General features: G+C 61.7%; 15 protein-coding genes and 2 pseudogenes. 7 read left to right on the top strand and 10 right to left on the bottom strand.

Going from position 1 to position 15133, the window contains the following annotated elements; genetic code table 11:
- Positions 1-6 precede the first annotated feature (6 nt).
- The 3 genes from argA to proP all read left to right on the top strand — a co-directional run bounded on the left by argA (position 7) and on the right by proP (position 3930).
- Positions 7-1386, top strand: a complete 1380-nt coding sequence (gene argA, locus AB4Y32_RS12405) for an amino-acid N-acetyltransferase (protein WP_368721630.1) — start codon at positions 7-9, stop codon at positions 1384-1386.
- Between the two features lie 62 nt (positions 1387-1448).
- A complete protein-coding gene (locus AB4Y32_RS12400) occupies positions 1449-1724 on the top strand; it encodes an oxidative damage protection protein (RefSeq protein WP_012400884.1) in 276 nt (91 codons plus the stop codon).
- A 736-nt stretch (positions 1725-2460) separates the two neighbouring features.
- Entirely contained in the window at positions 2461-3930 is a 1470-nt protein-coding gene (proP, locus tag AB4Y32_RS12395) for a glycine betaine/L-proline transporter ProP (protein ID WP_368721629.1), read from the top strand.
- A gap of 66 nt (positions 3931-3996) precedes the next feature.
- On the opposite strand, the gene AB4Y32_RS12390 is transcribed toward proP, so the two are convergent.
- The 8 genes and pseudogenes from AB4Y32_RS12390 to AB4Y32_RS12355 form a co-directional block, all read right to left on the bottom strand.
- Positions 3997-4479: a metallophosphoesterase family protein gene (locus AB4Y32_RS12390; RefSeq protein ID WP_368721628.1), complete on the bottom strand. Its 483-nt coding sequence runs from the start codon at positions 4477-4479 to the stop codon at positions 3997-3999.
- A gap of 23 nt (positions 4480-4502) precedes the next feature.
- A complete protein-coding gene (locus tag AB4Y32_RS12385; protein ID WP_368721828.1) occupies positions 4503-5291 on the bottom strand; it encodes a hypothetical protein in 789 nt (262 codons plus the stop codon).
- A gap of 215 nt (positions 5292-5506) precedes the next feature.
- A complete protein-coding gene (locus tag AB4Y32_RS12380; RefSeq protein WP_368721627.1) occupies positions 5507-5848 on the bottom strand; it encodes a cupin domain-containing protein in 342 nt (113 codons plus the stop codon).
- 8 nt (positions 5849-5856) lie between these two features.
- On the bottom strand, positions 5857-7260 hold the full coding sequence (locus AB4Y32_RS12375; RefSeq protein WP_368721626.1) for an FAD-containing oxidoreductase: 1404 nt from the start codon (positions 7258-7260) through the stop codon (positions 5857-5859).
- Between the two features lie 123 nt (positions 7261-7383).
- On the bottom strand, positions 7384-7575 hold the full coding sequence (locus AB4Y32_RS12370) for a hypothetical protein (protein ID WP_368721625.1): 192 nt from the start codon (positions 7573-7575) through the stop codon (positions 7384-7386).
- Between the two features lie 196 nt (positions 7576-7771).
- On the bottom strand, positions 7772-8392 hold the full coding sequence (locus AB4Y32_RS12365) for a glutathione S-transferase family protein (protein ID WP_368721624.1): 621 nt from the start codon (positions 8390-8392) through the stop codon (positions 7772-7774).
- Between the two features lie 575 nt (positions 8393-8967).
- Positions 8968-9111, bottom strand: coding sequence for a hypothetical protein (locus AB4Y32_RS12360; RefSeq protein ID WP_368721623.1), 144 nt, complete (start codon positions 9109-9111; stop codon positions 8968-8970).
- A gap of 1031 nt (positions 9112-10142) precedes the next feature.
- Positions 10143-11250 (bottom strand): annotated as a pseudogene (locus AB4Y32_RS12355) (transposase).
- 423 nt (positions 11251-11673) lie between these two features.
- Here AB4Y32_RS12355 and AB4Y32_RS12350 point away from each other — a divergent pair.
- Positions 11674-12048: a hypothetical protein gene (locus tag AB4Y32_RS12350; protein ID WP_368721622.1), complete on the top strand. Its 375-nt coding sequence runs from the start codon at positions 11674-11676 to the stop codon at positions 12046-12048.
- A 68-nt stretch (positions 12049-12116) separates the two neighbouring features.
- Here AB4Y32_RS12350 and AB4Y32_RS12345 read toward each other — a convergent pair whose 3' ends face one another.
- The gene (locus AB4Y32_RS12345; RefSeq protein WP_368721621.1) at positions 12117-12833 is read right to left on the bottom strand and encodes a hypothetical protein; all 717 of its coding nucleotides are present in this window, start codon (positions 12831-12833) and stop codon (positions 12117-12119) included.
- A complete protein-coding gene (locus AB4Y32_RS12340; protein ID WP_368721620.1) occupies positions 12833-12982 on the bottom strand; it encodes a hypothetical protein in 150 nt (49 codons plus the stop codon). Before AB4Y32_RS12340 ends, AB4Y32_RS12345 begins: the two co-directional genes overlap by 1 nt.
- Before the next feature lie 454 nt (positions 12983-13436).
- On the opposite strand from AB4Y32_RS12340, the pseudogene AB4Y32_RS12335 reads away from it, so the two are divergent.
- The 3 genes and pseudogenes from AB4Y32_RS12335 to AB4Y32_RS12325 form a co-directional block, all read left to right on the top strand.
- Positions 13437-13568, top strand: a pseudogene (locus AB4Y32_RS12335) (hypothetical protein); the annotation flags it as partial.
- A 16-nt stretch (positions 13569-13584) separates the two neighbouring features.
- Positions 13585-13743 (top strand): pyocin activator PrtN family protein, encoded by a 159-nt coding sequence (locus AB4Y32_RS12330; protein WP_368721619.1) that lies wholly within the window; start codon positions 13585-13587, stop codon positions 13741-13743.
- A gap of 35 nt (positions 13744-13778) precedes the next feature.
- Positions 13779-14744, top strand: a complete 966-nt coding sequence (locus tag AB4Y32_RS12325) for a SphA family protein (RefSeq protein ID WP_368721618.1) — start codon at positions 13779-13781, stop codon at positions 14742-14744.
- Positions 14745-15133 lie beyond the last annotated feature (389 nt).

The raw sequence follows: 15133 nt of genomic DNA, 5'->3' as shown, positions 1-15133 counted from the left end.
CGGGGCATGAATTCCCAAACCGACCTCGTCCCCTCGCCCGCCAGTTCGCCGGCCTCGTCCAGCGACGCGGAAATCCTGTTGCAGCACGCGCAATTCGTCGACTGGATGCGATCGGTCGCGCCGTATATTCACGCGTTCCGAAACAAGACGTTCGTCGTTGGGTTCGGCGGCGAAGTCGTGCATCAGGGGCTGCTCAACGCACTCGTCTCCGATATCGCGCTGTTGCAGGCCATGGGTATCCAGATCGTGCTCGTGCACGGGTCTCGTCCGCAAGTCGAAGAGCAGATGAGCCTGCATGGTGTCGAATCCGAGTTTTCGCACGGCATGCGCATCACCGATGCGCGCGCGCTCGAGTCCGCGAAGGAAGCGGCGGGCGAAGTGCGTCTCGACATCGAGGCCGCGATCAGCCAGGGCTTGCCGAACACACCGATGGCGCACGCGCACATCAGCGTGGTGTCGGGCAACTTCGTGACGGCGCGCCCGGTCGGCATTCTGGACGGAGTCGATTTCCAGCACACGGGTGTCGTGCGCAAGATCGATGCCGAGTCCATCCGTCACTCACTCGCGAGCCGCAAGCTCGTGCTGCTGTCGCCGCTCGGCTTCTCGCCGACGGGCGAGGCGTTCAATCTGGCGATGGAAGACGTCGCGTCGGCGGCCGCGATTGCGCTGCGCGCGGACAAGATCGTGTTTCTCACCGAAACGGACGGCCTGCTCGACGAAGAAGGCTCGCTGATTCGCGAAATGTCGCTGGACGACGCTTACCGGTTGCACGAAAGCGGCGCAGTGACGGGCGATGCCGGTTTCTATCTGAAGCACTCGATCCGCGCCTGCCGCGGCGGCGTGGCGCGCGCACACATCATTCCGTACGCGCTCGACGGCAGCCTGCTGCTGGAACTGTTCTTGCACGACGGCGTCGGCACGATGATCTCGTACGAGAACCTCGAGAGCCTCCGCGAAGCGACGCCCGACGACGTCGGCGGCATTCTCACGCTGATCGAGCCGCTGGAGACGGACGGCACGCTCGTGCGGCGCGGACGTCACCAGATCGAGCGCGACATCGACCATTTCTCGGTGATCGAGCACGACGGCGTGCTGTTCGGCTGCGCTGCGCTGTATCCGTACACGCAGGAGCGCATCGGCGAAATGGCTTGTCTGACGGTCGCGCCCGAAGCGCAGGGCTCGGGCGATGGCGAGCGGCTCCTGAAGCGCATCGAACAGCGCGCGAGGGCGCGCGGCCTCACTCGCATCTTCGTGCTGACGACGCGCACCGAACACTGGTTCCTCAAACGAGGCTTCGTGAAGGCCACCGTCGACGATCTGCCCGAAGATCGCCGCCGGCTCTACAACTGGCAGCGCAAGTCGCTCGTGCTGATGAAACAGCTCTGAGCGCTCAACATAACGCCCTATCGCGCGCCGCCGTCCCATATCGATTACAGGAGAAGCACAGCATGACTCGCATGGTTCAATGCACGAAGCTCGGCAAGGAAGCCGAAGGTCTCGATTTCCCGCCGCTGCCGGGCGAACTCGGCAAGCGGATCTACGAGAGCATTTCGAAAGAAGCGTGGCAGCAGTGGCTGAAGCAACAGACGATGCTGATCAACGAAAACCGGCTGAACATGGCCGATCCGCGCGCGCGTCAGTACCTGATGAAGCAGACGGAGAAGTTCTTCTTCGGCGAAGGCGCCGACCAGGCTTCGGGCTACGTGCCCCCGGCGCAAGGCTGAACGCGCCGCGAACTCAACAAGAGTCCGCGCTTCGGGCGCGGATTTTTTTCGCCCATACCTGCTTGCACCTTGTACGCGCGCATCGCGAAAAATTGAACGCAACCGTTAATCCCACCCCACTTCTTCAGCCGCGGCCGAATTCCCGCAATCCTCCGCCTGACAAGGGATTGCCCCACGTTCGCGTCCCTTGCCGGACGGGAGGTTTGCGTGATCCTCGCTCATCGTGCTAACATGTGCGTCGTTCTAACAGCATTAACCCTTCATTCGCATTCGGTTCACGACCCAGCCGTGCATAATCCAGCCGTGCTTGCCGGGTTCGGATTGAACTGTTTTTATACAAGAAGGCTTGTCGGTTGTTTCGTTGCAAGTCGCGCAGACTGAATTGACGCGATCCAGAGCGACGCCTCGCCGGCCTTTTTCGTTTCAAGCCTTTCAAGCGGCATGAGCGCACTGCGTGCGTGAATGCCCTGCGTGCGTGAATGCCCTCCGGTATCTGCCCCCCTGCAAGGCCACGCGGATACCAACGTTTAGCAGCAACCCCACGAGTGCAATTTCGCGACGACCTTCGCGTTGCACGGGCGTCATTTTTCTGCGCGAGTGCCCCGCACGTCTGCGCAGTGCGCCCTCGCGCGGTCCGCGCCAGGCAAAATGCCTTTGGCCGCTCGCGAAACTGCATTTCCAGCAATCCGTGGCGGAACGCTTCCGCGTTCGGCCGCAGTCATAGGAGTTTTAAACCTTGACCGCTTCCAGCAACGGCTTCTGGCGACACAAGTCCAACGACAACAGCCTCACCCTCGACGACATCACGGTCGTCGACAACACCCTTCTCAAGCGTGCCGTCGGCGCGATGGCACTCGGCAACGCGATGGAATGGTTCGACTTCGGCGTGTACAGCTACATCGCCGTCACGTTGGGCAAGGTGTTCTTCCCGTCGAGCAGCCCGTCCGCACAATTGATCGCGACCTTCGGCACGTTTGCGGCCGCGTTTCTCGTGCGCCCGATCGGCGGCATGGTGTTCGGCCCGCTCGGCGACCGCATCGGCCGCCAGCGCGTGCTCGCGATGACGATGATCATGATGGCACTCGGCACCTTCGCGATCGGGCTGATTCCGAGCTACGGCGCGATCGGCATTCTCGCGCCCGTGCTGCTGCTCGTCGCGCGCCTCGTGCAAGGGTTCTCGACGGGCGGCGAGTATGGCGGCGCGGCCACCTTCATCGCCGAGTTCTCGACGGACCGCCGACGCGGCTTCGCCGGCAGCTTCCTCGAGTTCGGCACGCTGGTCGGCTATATCCTCGGCGCGGGCACGGTCGCGGTGCTGACGTCCTCGCTGTCTCAGGACGCGCTGCTGTCGTGGGGCTGGCGGGTGCCGTTCTTCATCGCCGGGCCGCTGGGTCTCGTGGGCCTGTACATCCGGATGAAGCTCGAAGAAACGCCCGCCTTCAAGAAGGAAGCCGAAGCGCGTGAAGTCGAAGAGAAGTCGCGTCCGAAGCAGAAGTTCATGGAGCTGCTCGCGCAGCAGTGGAAGCCGCTTCTGCAATGCGTCGGGCTCGTGCTGATCTTCAACGTGACCGACTATATGGCGCTGTCGTATCTGCCGAGCTATCTGTCGGCGACGCTGCACTTCAACGAATCGCACGGCCTGTTCCTCGTGCTGGCCGTGATGGTGCTGATGATGCCGATGACGCTCTACGCAGGCCACCTGTCGGACAGGATCGGCCGCAAGCCGGTGATGCTGCTCGGCTGTGTGGGTCTCTTTCTGCTGTCGATTCCGGCACTGCTGCTGATCCGCACGGGCGCAGTGCTGCCCGTGTTCGGCGGGCTGCTGATTCTCGGCGCGCTGCTGTCGACGTTCACGGGCGTGATGCCCTCGTCGCTGCCCGCGCTCTTTCCGACGAAGATCCGCTATGGCGCGCTTGCGATCGGCTTCAATGTGTCGGTGTCGCTGTTCGGCGGCACGACACCGCTCGTTGCAGCGTGGCTGGTCGATAGCACTGGCAATCTGATGATGCCCGCGTACTATCTGATGGGCGCGTCGCTGATTGGTGTCGTATCCGTGATCGCGCTGCGCGAGACGGCTCGCAAGCCGCTGCTCGGCTCGGGTCCGTGCGTGGCCACGCGCGCCGAAGCGCATGCCGTGCTGCGCGGCGAACGCGAAGCCGCGGAGATCGAAGAAGCGTATGCGGCAACTGCCACGGCGCGCGCTTGACGCCTGACCGCATCGCCCGGACAACAGATGCACACGAAACGGGTCGGCTTCGGCTGACCCGTTTTTTTATGCCGTCAGCGTGTGCAGCGTGGCTTCGACGCGCGCGCCATCGATCGTCAACATGCCGGCGGAGATCGGCAGCTTGAACCGCCGTGGCCCCGCGCTGCCGGGATTGACGAACAGCACGCCGTCGCGTTCGGCGATCAGCGGCTTGTGCGAGTGCCCCGTCACGACGACACGCACATCGTCGTCGTACAGATTGCGCGGCACATCGGCGATATCGTGGACGACGAGAATCTTCACCTGCTGCACGACGAGCGTCGCGTGCGTCGGAATCGACGTGGCCCATTCGCCCATGTCGTTGTTGCCGCGCACGGCCGTCAACGGCGCGATCTGCGCGAGCGCATCGAGCACGGCCTGATTGCAGATGTCTCCGGCGTGAACGATCGCGTCGCATCCGGAGAGATGCACCAACGCTTCGGGACGCACGAGATTGTGCGTGTCCGAAATCAGGCCGATGCGGGAAGGGTGTGGGGGGCGTTGGGGCATCGTGTGTATTCCTTAACCCGGGCTCAATCGAGCGCGGCAAGCGGCGCGCGCGACTTGCGCGACATCGCAATCAGGCGCTTCGTGGCGCCCTGCACGAGTACCGACACGAGCGCGCCGCAAGCAAACGCGGGTAGCACGCCGAATGTCGGCAGCATCAGCGCGATGACAGCGAAGAACGCCGCGAACGATGCGCGACCGATCACCATGCCGCGCATCAACAGCGCGACGAAGCCCGCGCCGTGCGCGCGTTGCGCCGAGACCGCGAGCACGATGCCGAGCAACGGAAACACCGACAGCATGCCGCTCCAGGCGGCGCCCATCGACGCGGAAAGCGTCGTGACGGCGAGTGTCAGCAGCGCGCCCGCCAGCATGCGCGCGACGAGGTCGGCCACGCCGGCACGCGCTGAGGGCACTGCGCCCGCGACGCGCGGCAACCCTGCCTGCGACACCGCGACCGCAACGCACGCCGCCATGAGCGACCATGCAAGCGTCGCCGGCAAACGCACGAGCGATGCAGCGACGACGGCCCACGCAAGCAGCCCGGCGCCAAGCGCGACAGGCCAACGGCACGTGCGGCAGGTCCACGCATACGCGAGGTTGAACGCCTCCAAGGCGGCAATCGCCGCAATCGACGTCGCCGATGCTTGCGCCGCGAACGCCGTCCCGCGTTCAAGCGCGAGCAGCAGCACGATCGGGCCCGCGACCACAGGCAGTCCCGCCAGCCAACCCGCGACCGATGGCCCCCACGCGCGCCCTACCATCGTCAAAGCGGCGAGAAAGCCGGGCACGAGTGCGAGCTTGAGCGCGAGCAGCATCCGCTGTTCCTGTATCGGGTGGTCGACGCGACCGCCGGGCGTGTGCCACCTTGCCGCGCGCGACATAGGGAGCGCCGTCGGCACCCACAGCGCGATGAAAGCAGGCACCACGCCTGCCGCTGAAACGGTGCGCACACAAGCGGCGCGCCGCAGCCGCCGATTATCCGCGATGAAGCGCTTGCATGTCGACGATCGTCAAACGAGCCGAACCCTCAGCGCTCGTGATAAATCGCGAGCCAGACAGTCCGCTCCTCCGCATGCGTCCACGCGACGCGATGCCGGCGATGTGGCTCGATCAGCACGTAATCGCCGGGCCGCATCTCGTGCAGCGTCGCGTCTTCTTCGAACTCGAGCACGGCCGCGCCCGACAGCAGCACGACCCATTCGGCGCGCGAGTCGTCGTACCAGAAGCCTTCGGGGCTCACGTGACCCATCGACACGATCCGCTCCACGTTCAGACGCTGCCCCGTCACGAGCACGTCGACCCGCTCTTCGCCGCTGCGCCTGATCTCACGATTGTCGACGCTGAACAGATTGCCGGTTCGAAGCTGCATGGCCGACCTCATTTCAAAGGCGCAAGACCGTCGAGCAGCGTCGGGATCAGCTCGCTGATCGTCGGATGGATGTGCATCGCGAATTGCAGCGTCGTGTACGGTGCGCGCGCCGTCATGATGTCGATGAACGTGTGGATCGCCTCGTCGCCGTCGACGCCCAGGATCGTCGCGCCGAGTATCTGCTTCGACTGTCTGTCGACGAGCACTTTCATGAAGCCCTGTGTCTCGCCCTTCTCTCGCGCGCGGCCGATGCGCGTCATCGGCATCGTCGCGACCAGCGCGTCGCGGCCTGCCTTGCGCACCTCACTCTCGGACATACCGACGCGCGCAAGCGGCGGATCGACGAACACGGCATACGCCATGATCCGGTCGTCGACGCTGCGCTTGCCGCCGTCGAAGAGATTCGCCGATACGATCTGGTAGTCGTCATAGGACGTGTGCGTGAACGCGCCGCGTCCGTTGACGTCGCCGATCGCCCAGATGCCCTGCACGCCCGTGCGCAACTGGCCGTCGACGGGAATCGTGCCGTGCCCGTCGACAGTGACGCCCGCGACATCGAGGCCGAGGTCGTCGGTGTTCGGGCGGCGGCCTGTGGCGAAGAGCAGATGCGACGCTTCGAGCGGCGCGGCGTCGGCGCCGAAGAAGATGCGCACGCCGTCGCCGTCCGCGTGCAATGGCTCGACGCGCGACGGCTCATTGCCGTAACGGAATTCCACGCCTTCATGCGCGAGCACGTCCTGCACGTTGCGTGCGAAGTCCTCGTCCTCGCGCGTCAGCACGCGATTGCCGCGCACGATCACCGTCACGCGGCTGCCGAAACGGCGGAACACCTGCGCGAATTCGAGCGCGATATAGCTGCCGCCGACAATCGCCAGATGCTCCGGCAACGTGGTCAGGTCGAGCAGCGTCGAGTTCGTGTGATAGCGGATGCGTTCGATCCCGTCGATCTGCGGAATGACAGCGCGCGTGCCCGTATTGATGAAGATGTCGTCGGCCTGGAGTTCGGCGATCGCGTTGCCGTTGGCGGGATCGGTGATCGCGAGTGCATGCGGGCCCGTGAAGCGCGCATGCCCTTTGAAAACGGTGACGTTCTTCGTGTGGCGCAGCCAGTGTTCGACGCCGTCGCGCGACTGTCCGATGATCGCGTCCTTGCGCGCCTTCACCTGCGCGAGATCGACGCTCAGGTCACCGGCAATGCGCACGCCGTAATCGGCCGCATGGCGCGCGACATGCGCGGCACGGGCGCTCGCCACGTATGCCTTGGTCGGCGTGCAACCGACGTTCACGCAAGTGCCGCCGAATTTCTCGCGCTCGATCACGGCTGTCTTGCGGCCGCTTTTGGCAAGCCGCACGGCAAGCGGCGAGCCGCCCTGTCCCGTGCCGATCACAACGGCGTCGAAGTGCTGTGGCATGGCGGACCTCCCGAAACGCGTGTCGAGTCGGTCATCTTACGCCTGCGTTGCGTCATTCGAAGTGCGTGGTTGCGAATCCTTTTGAAGGCTGGCCGGAGAGACTTGCCGCGCGAACGCAGCCGCTCAAGCGTCGCAGTGATGAAACGAGCAAAGGAGTTCGCGCGAGCGTTGCAACGCGGCGCGCGCGCCCTGCGTCGCGACGACGAAGCCGGCCTGGCTCAGGTTGAAATCCACCTGCACCATGATCTGGATGAGCGACACCATCGGCAGCACCACTGCCGGGTGATAAAGCTGTCGTTCGATGATCGCTCTCATGGCCTTCTCCATCGCATGACGCCGCCTGTTTCTCGCGGCGCCGTTCTGCATACCTGTTTCGATGGATGGATTGTAGAGAGCGGATAGTTAGAGATAAATGAGCCAAACGCGAAGATAGTTGTCGCCGGATTAGAACAATCCGGGTACGCGCGGCAAAGCGTGGTCCGGCCGCGCGTGTACAGAGTCTTTCAAGCGGTCATTCGAGCGGCGCGGCGACGAACTGCGGCAGCGCTTCGGTTCGCGCCGAAAACGCGGACAGCGCAGGATAACGTTCCGGATCGACGAGGCCCGGCAACATGAACTGCTGGAACCGCCACGTGACGGCCAACGTGATGTCCGGCTGCATGGGCCGGTCGCCGAACAGCCAGCCGTTTGCGCCGTGGCCCTCGATTGCCTGCTCCAGATGATCGTAGGCGGCGAAAAGCTGTTTCTGCACGCGCTCGATCCACGGCTGATGCTGCCGCTCGGCGGGCCGCAGATTCACTTCGTAGACGTTCTGCATCGTCTTCTCGCAGGCGGCGAGCGCGAAGCCGATCAAGCCCAGCGCCCGCGCGCGCGTGGACGTTTCAGCGGGCATCAGGCGTTTTTCCGGCGTGCTCAGATGATCCAGATAGTCGAGGATCAGCGACGAATCGATCAGCATCGTGCCGTCGTCAGCGATGAAGGTCGGCGCCTTGACCACGGGATTGACCTGCGCGAACTCGTCGAAGTGCCGGAACACCGACACGCTGCGGTGCTCGAACGGCAGGCCGAGCATGGCGAGTGAAATAGCGACGCGTCGAACGTACGGCGAATCCATCATGCCGATCAATAGCATCCTGCTTTCTCCGTGGTTGTTGGGGCCCAGCGCCGTACTGTAGACGAACGGGTGGTCTGGCCAATGTGCGCCCTGCCACGGCGCGATGATTTAGAGCCGCGCGGCGCGCGGGCGGCCGGGCGGTTCATAGCGGCTCACAGCGATTCGTAGAGTTTTGCCCGCACCGTCAGCGTCCCGCACGTCCGGCAAATCCATCGGACTTCGTCCATAGGCGTGCGCCACAGGAAGCGGTGGTGGCATTTGTGCGTATCGCCATCCTCTATCGCGAGTTTGTGGCTCCGGATTGCATCGTCGCGAATACAGGGATTGAGGCTTATCGGGGGCTTGAGCGCAGGCGAAGCGGGTTTTTGGAAGGCGGAACGCCCGTCGCGTCGGTTGAACGTAAGACGGGATGGACCGCCTTACTCGGCGGAACATCGCGCTGAGCGATCGATTTTGATGCCCCCTAAGATGCCACCTCGCAGACCATAGGGAAGACGGCTGGTGTTCTGGGTCAGCGCCATCGGTTCAGATTTTGTCGTTAGGGCTGGGTGGAAAAAACGCCGCAAGAGATGCGGGCTGAAAGAAGAAGGCGGTCAAGCTCCATCGACCGCTTCGAAAAAGAACGTCAGGAACAGGAGGAGCACACTCGACCAGTCAAACAGCGTGCCGAAGAGGTTTGACGTGCCGAATCCCGCGCCAGCCATCACAGCCGACAGACAGAACGAGAGAGCGGCCATTGGTTGCAAGCGCCTAGCGTGTTTGGACACTTCAGCTTAGCGAGGGCGCCCAAATATCGCTCTCGACTATGTGTGCTCCCCCACTGGCATTTTCCGCCATGTTCTCGGTCACCGAGACTCAGGCGGTCGCCGGCGTGTCAATCTGCTCGAGCATCGCCTTGGTCGCGGCATAGTCAGCGGGTTCGTCTCCAGGTATGGAAATACACGCTAAGGCTGGCCGGATTGCCGGCGGTAATTGGCTAGCTGACGTGTATGTCCCCGATCAGCCCACGAGCGCACAAATTATACTGATGATAGTTTCTATCCCAGACTGAGCCACGCCTAGACGAAAGCTAATAACAGCGGTGAGTGTTCTGTTAAGTCTGACTGGACATACGATGCTGGCACAATCACAGCCAGCCGTGGCGGAGTTTCACGAACATTCAGAAGCGGAACTGGATCGGTTTTTCGATAGGCCGCAAATTAACCCCTCCCCCGGAAAAGTCTTAGTGGTACAAGGCAGCAAGGATGCGCACATCGAAGTCTGGTTACGCTTGTTCTATGGAACGAACAACGAAAATTGCAACAGCAGACGTTGCTTGCCCATATTTTTGGTGCTCCGAACGTGGCTCAAACTGTGACTGATTCTGTCCGGATACCAGCCGGGCAAACGACATTTTCTGCGCGTTTCTTTCTCGACCGGTATCTACCCGGTCGTTGCAACTGGCAACCGTTTGCGGTCCTGCACGCAGAGTTTGAACCGAACCAGGCGGCAGGACCAATTGCGGAGAGCGGACTTGTCGTGATACGGCCAGAGGGGGAACGCAGAACCAGGATAACCTATGTCTGTCACCGCGAGCCATCCTACATTTCTCAGGATGAGCCGAAGCGACTTGATTGCAGGCTGGGAGAACGTTTTTCGCCCGAGAACACGACGGTATCGATTGACGGTGCTGTTGTGGAAGTTGACTACGCGTTAGCGACCGATCCGGGCTCCCCTTAAGCGATCCTTGGGGGTGCGTGGACTTGCCCCCGCATTACCGGACACGCGATCACGCTTCGGTTGGTGAAGTTGCGCGCTGGCGGAATTCGCGTGGCGAGCAGTATTTCAAGGCGCTGTGCGGATGCGACTCGTTGTAGTGGTCAAACGCGATGGCCAGGTTTTGCAGTGCGGTTCTGATGTCAGGCTTGGGCATCCACGAAACGTAGTCTCGCTTTATCATTTTGACGAAACTTTCCGCCATCCCGTTGCTCTGCGGACTTCTGACAGGGGTCGTGACGGGCCTCAAACCGATTTTCCGCGAGAACGTCAGCGTTTCCTCGGCAATGTAGCTGGAACCGTTATCGCTGAGCCACTCGATTTCGCTGTCGGCCTTCAGCGCGCCATTGAAACGGTTCTCCACCGCCTGAAGCATCACGTCGCGCATATCCCCGGTGTAGCCACCTGTCGTCGCCTCCCGCTTATGGCTTCCCGGTCGCAGCAGTCCAGTGCAAAGATGACGCGCAACGGCGCGCCGTCATCACAACGGAATTCGAAGCCGTCCGAGCACCAGCGGGCATTGCTCCTGCCCACCGCGACCTTGCAGCGCCCATGCACGCCGGTAGCCGTATGTGGGCAGGTCGGCAACGAGCTCCTGAAGCTCTGCAACAAGCGGCTTGTCATCCATGGTCGGTGTCTTGCGCCGGTCGACTCAATCGGACTGTCGCCTTGATTTGACTGCGAGATTCGAGCGCGACACACCCAGGACTTCACAGACCTTCTTCATCGGTCGTCCCCCGGCAGCAAAGGTGAGCGCGCAATCAATTTTTTGCCCGACCATACTCCACTGCTTCGCGGAGGATTTCCACTTCCATTGTCTTTTTACCCAGCAGTCGCTGCAGTTCACGAATCTGCTTCATGGCTTCGGCCAGGTCCGATGCCGGCACCACCTGCTCACCGGCACTCACCGCCGACAGGCTGCCGTCCTGATAGAGCTTGCGCCACGCAAACACCTGATTCGCATTCACCTGATGACGACGGGCCACCCCGGAGACGGTGGCTCCGGGTTCGAAGGTTTCACGCACAATCGCCAGTTTCTCTTCAACCGAGCGTCGTCGGCGTTGCTCCGGCTGGGTCAGAACCTCAACGGGTTCGATGTTGTTAGTTGTAGGCTTAAACATTGGCGGAAGACTACCTCAAAGTTTAAGCGTTACCCAGTGTCCGGTTTTCGCGGGGGCCGGCCCAGTGCGGAGCCTCCTGGCCGCTATCCAAGAACCAGCCTCGCTCCACGCTCGCATAGGCGCATCCCTACACATCGAAGCGTCATTGATGTAGCGAAGGCGAACAATTGTGGCGGATCCGTGAACGGAACGTCACATGCCGTTTGTCTGCGTGGAATTCGAGTTCAGGTGCACGCTGACGGCGAGTTTGGCTGCGTGTTCTGGTGCGCGCGACTGGTTCAGAGGACGAGTCGGGTCCGCGCAATGGGCGTGATCAGCCGTAGAGGTGAGCGTTCGCCCATCCATCGAGCATACCTTCTAGCTTTTCGCTCAAGTTTTTATAGATGCTGCCGATAGTCAGCTTTTGACGAGGAAGAAATCGGTATGCATCCCATCATCGAGCGCTCTTTTTGCGGGCTGAATCGCGCCTGTTACGTCCGGAATTTTCTTTTTGGCCTCATCTTTCCGGCAATGCTTTATTTCATATTCAGTCATGCGAAAGGCAATGCTCCCGTGGGAATGCTTACGTTCATGATCGGCTTTTCCATACTCAATACGCTTCTCTATCCCTACTCCCGCTTCGCCTATGAGAGCATCATCGACTACATTGTTGGCCGCAATGTCTTCCTGGTTAACGCAATCATGATGCTAGTCGTCAAGATCATGACGATGTTTATCTGCTGGTACCTAGCTATATTCATTGCGCCAGTCGGCCTTGCTTACTTGTACTTTCGGAACCGCTCGACCAGCGCAGCGTGATTCAACCGATTGCGCACAGACAAATACAGCCCGCAGCCTGTAAAGGCAGAACATGCTGCGGACTGTTTTCAGGCGGCGGGCTTCAGCGGCGCTGCGGCAAGCTTCTCAAGCCGCTCGACCACCAGATCGACCGAATGATCATTGAGGCTCATGCCGCCAGCCCAATCTGACGTGTCGATGATCTCGAAGCCGAGCGACGGCAGCCAGATCATGCCACCGGGCCGATGCAGCCAGCCACCAAGGCGCGGATACCCGAACCAAATGTCGCGCCCGTTGCCGACGATCACCAGCCCCGCCAGCTCGTTCGCGAACTTCTGGTAGTACGCGGCGTTCGCGCCCTTCGGCGGCTCGAAGGCGTGCAGCGCGCCGATCTGCGAAGCCGGGATGAACAGCGGCGTGAAGCTCGTTCGCCAGCCGCCGAGACTGTGCCCGCACACGTTGAATACCGCGCCGGCCGGCGCGAGCTTCCGCGCCCAGTCGCAGATCTCCTTTGCGCTCTCGTACGCGCCGCGCGTAACCTTCCCTCCACCGCCGACATCGACCGGCGCCAGGTCAATATCGTCGAATAGGCCACCGATTTGCCGGTCAGAAAAGCGCGTGCCCGAGATGCTCAGGAATGTCGAGCCCGAGCGATCGACCGACAGCACGGCCTGGCTGTCGGCGTCCTTGTACTGGCTCACGAACGTGTGACCGAGCGCTTCGAACGCGGCCTTTGCCTGCGCCGCGTCCATCAGATATGCCGCTTGTGCGCGCTTCGCTGCGGCAAGGATGGGCGCGAAGTCCATTACTGGCTCTCGGCGATGGGCGCGGACGCGACGGGAGCAGATGCGCCGGTAGTTAGCGTCGCGGGTGCGTAAGTCTGAACCGCGAGATTCAGCGCTACGTTTGCGAGTGTCATTGCACCGCCAATTTCCTGCGCGAGCGTCGACGACATGCCCGCCGTCGTGGCCAGAGCCCTAATCGCAGCAGGGATGACCGTCTTCGCCAGCGTCTGGACGTTTGTCGGGTCGATCGCGGCGTTCGCAGCGCACAAGCCGTTGAGGCCTGCGATCGCCAGATCAATGTCCGGGTTGAGCTTGTACAGCAGCTGTGCATCCGTCGCGACCGGCTGGAATACGCCACACGCCTTTGTGACCTGTGTCTGCGCGTTCGTGTCGACCGTGGCGACGTGTTGCTAGGCTGGCGTCGAGCACGCGGCGAGCGTGGCAAAGCAAGCGGACAGGGCAACGCCTGCCGCGATACGCAGCATCTTCATAGTGAGTTCCTTGAGGAGTTGACGAAGGGTTACTGCTGGGGAGGTTGAGGCGGTGCGGCGGGCCTGCTCGGCAGGTTATTGAGAACGTGCCAGCCGGTGATGCTGGCGATGAGGGAGAAGATCAGATAACTTTCCGAAGCCTAGACTTCTGTCGGAACGCCGAATTGGATGGCTGGTGCGCGAGCTGGAGGAATGGATGGAGGCCAGGCCGATCGCTGACCTGTTGCCGCCGCCGAGCGGTACGACACACGAGGATCAGCCTTGAACACCGCCTCATCCTCATGGCCCAATACGGAGTCAAAGCCATCACCCCGATCGACGAGGTGTGCCGCGACTACTTCCCACACCTCGAAGTCAACAAGCTGCTGCGGAAGATTGCGACGGGCGACATCGCTCTACCACTCGTGCGGATGGGAGCAGGTCGGCCATCAAATGGCTGAACCTGTAAGAATCTCAAGATTCGCGGAGGGCGGACATGTCAATCAGCAATCCTGTAACGAAACTAATACTGGGGTTGTCGTTAGGCATCACTTCATGGACGGCGAGCGCCGACGAGGGTGGCGTGGGGTTCTGGCTGCCGGGAAGTTTCGGCAGCTTTGCAGCGACGCCCTCCGACCCGGGCTGGACCCTTGGTGCGACGTACTACCACTCGTCGGCAAGTCTGGGAGCCGACGAGGCGAGCAATCGCGGTGGACGCGTTACAGTCGGTGTCGACGCGAGGGCGGACCTGTTGTTCCTCGCGCCTACTTACACATTTGCATCTCCGGTTGCAGGAGGACAGGCTGCTATCTCACTACTGGCAGCACCTGGGCGCGAGAGAGCATCGGTGCAGGCAACGCTTAGTGGCCCGCGCGGTTTTGCAATATCGGGGAATGAGAAAGACTCCGTAACCGGCTTCAGTGACATATTCGCGCAGGGTACGCTGAGGTGGAACCAAGGCGTCCACAACTATATGGTCTATGCCATGAGCGCGCTACCGGTCGGTTCCTACAACACGAACCGGCTGGTCAACCTCGGACTGAACCACTGGGCGATCGACGCCGGCGGCGGCTATACCTACCTTGATCCAAAAGCGGGGCATGAATTTTCCGCCGTGTTCGGCTTCACCTACAACTTCGAAAATCACGACACCAATTACAAGAACGGCGTCGACTCGCATCTCGACTGGGCCGCCTCGCAATTTCTGTCGGAGAAAGTTCACGTGGGGTTGGTCGGCTATTTCTTTCAACAGTTGACCGGCGACAGCGGCGCCGGCGCAACCCTTGGTGGCTACAAGTCGCGCGTTGCGGCAATTGGTCCGCAGCTTGGCTATTTTTTCAAGGTGGATGAACGCAAGTGGTACGCCAACGCCAAGGGTTATTACGAATTCAGCGCCCAGAACCGGGCCGCGGGTTGGAATATCTGGCTTACGCTTGCAATCCCGCTTGGATCGGGAAAGTAGGCCAGCAAAGGAATAGCGAAGGACTGTCTGGGTCATTCCTTGGCATGGGTCGGCACGCCAGAGGGGGCTGCGAGAGCGAAAGGATGGCTTCATTAGCGGCGTAGCACCGCTGCTCCAAACAGCGCGCTACAAAGCAAATCTATCGGCGACGACCCAGATTAAACATGGCCGCGTTGCGAATTCACCAGCACCAGAGATCTCGACAAAAAGCTCATGCGCTACGTCTGCCAATACAACAAGCAGGCTGCCCCATTGAAATGGAAGTATTCCGATCCAACTCAACGCATCCGGCGCAATTCATCCGGTTCAATGGACTAGTGAGCGTTATGTCGGGTCGTCGTTCGAAGGGAAATATATTCCCCCGCTCTCGACAGCATCGATGATCGGCC

The organism is Paraburkholderia phymatum (assembly GCF_040965635.1).
GTDB lineage: Bacteria > Pseudomonadota > Gammaproteobacteria > Burkholderiales > Burkholderiaceae > Paraburkholderia > Paraburkholderia phymatum_B.
The sequence above is the reverse complement of the archived record's forward strand: the minus strand, read 5'-3'. Positions and strand labels throughout refer to the sequence as shown.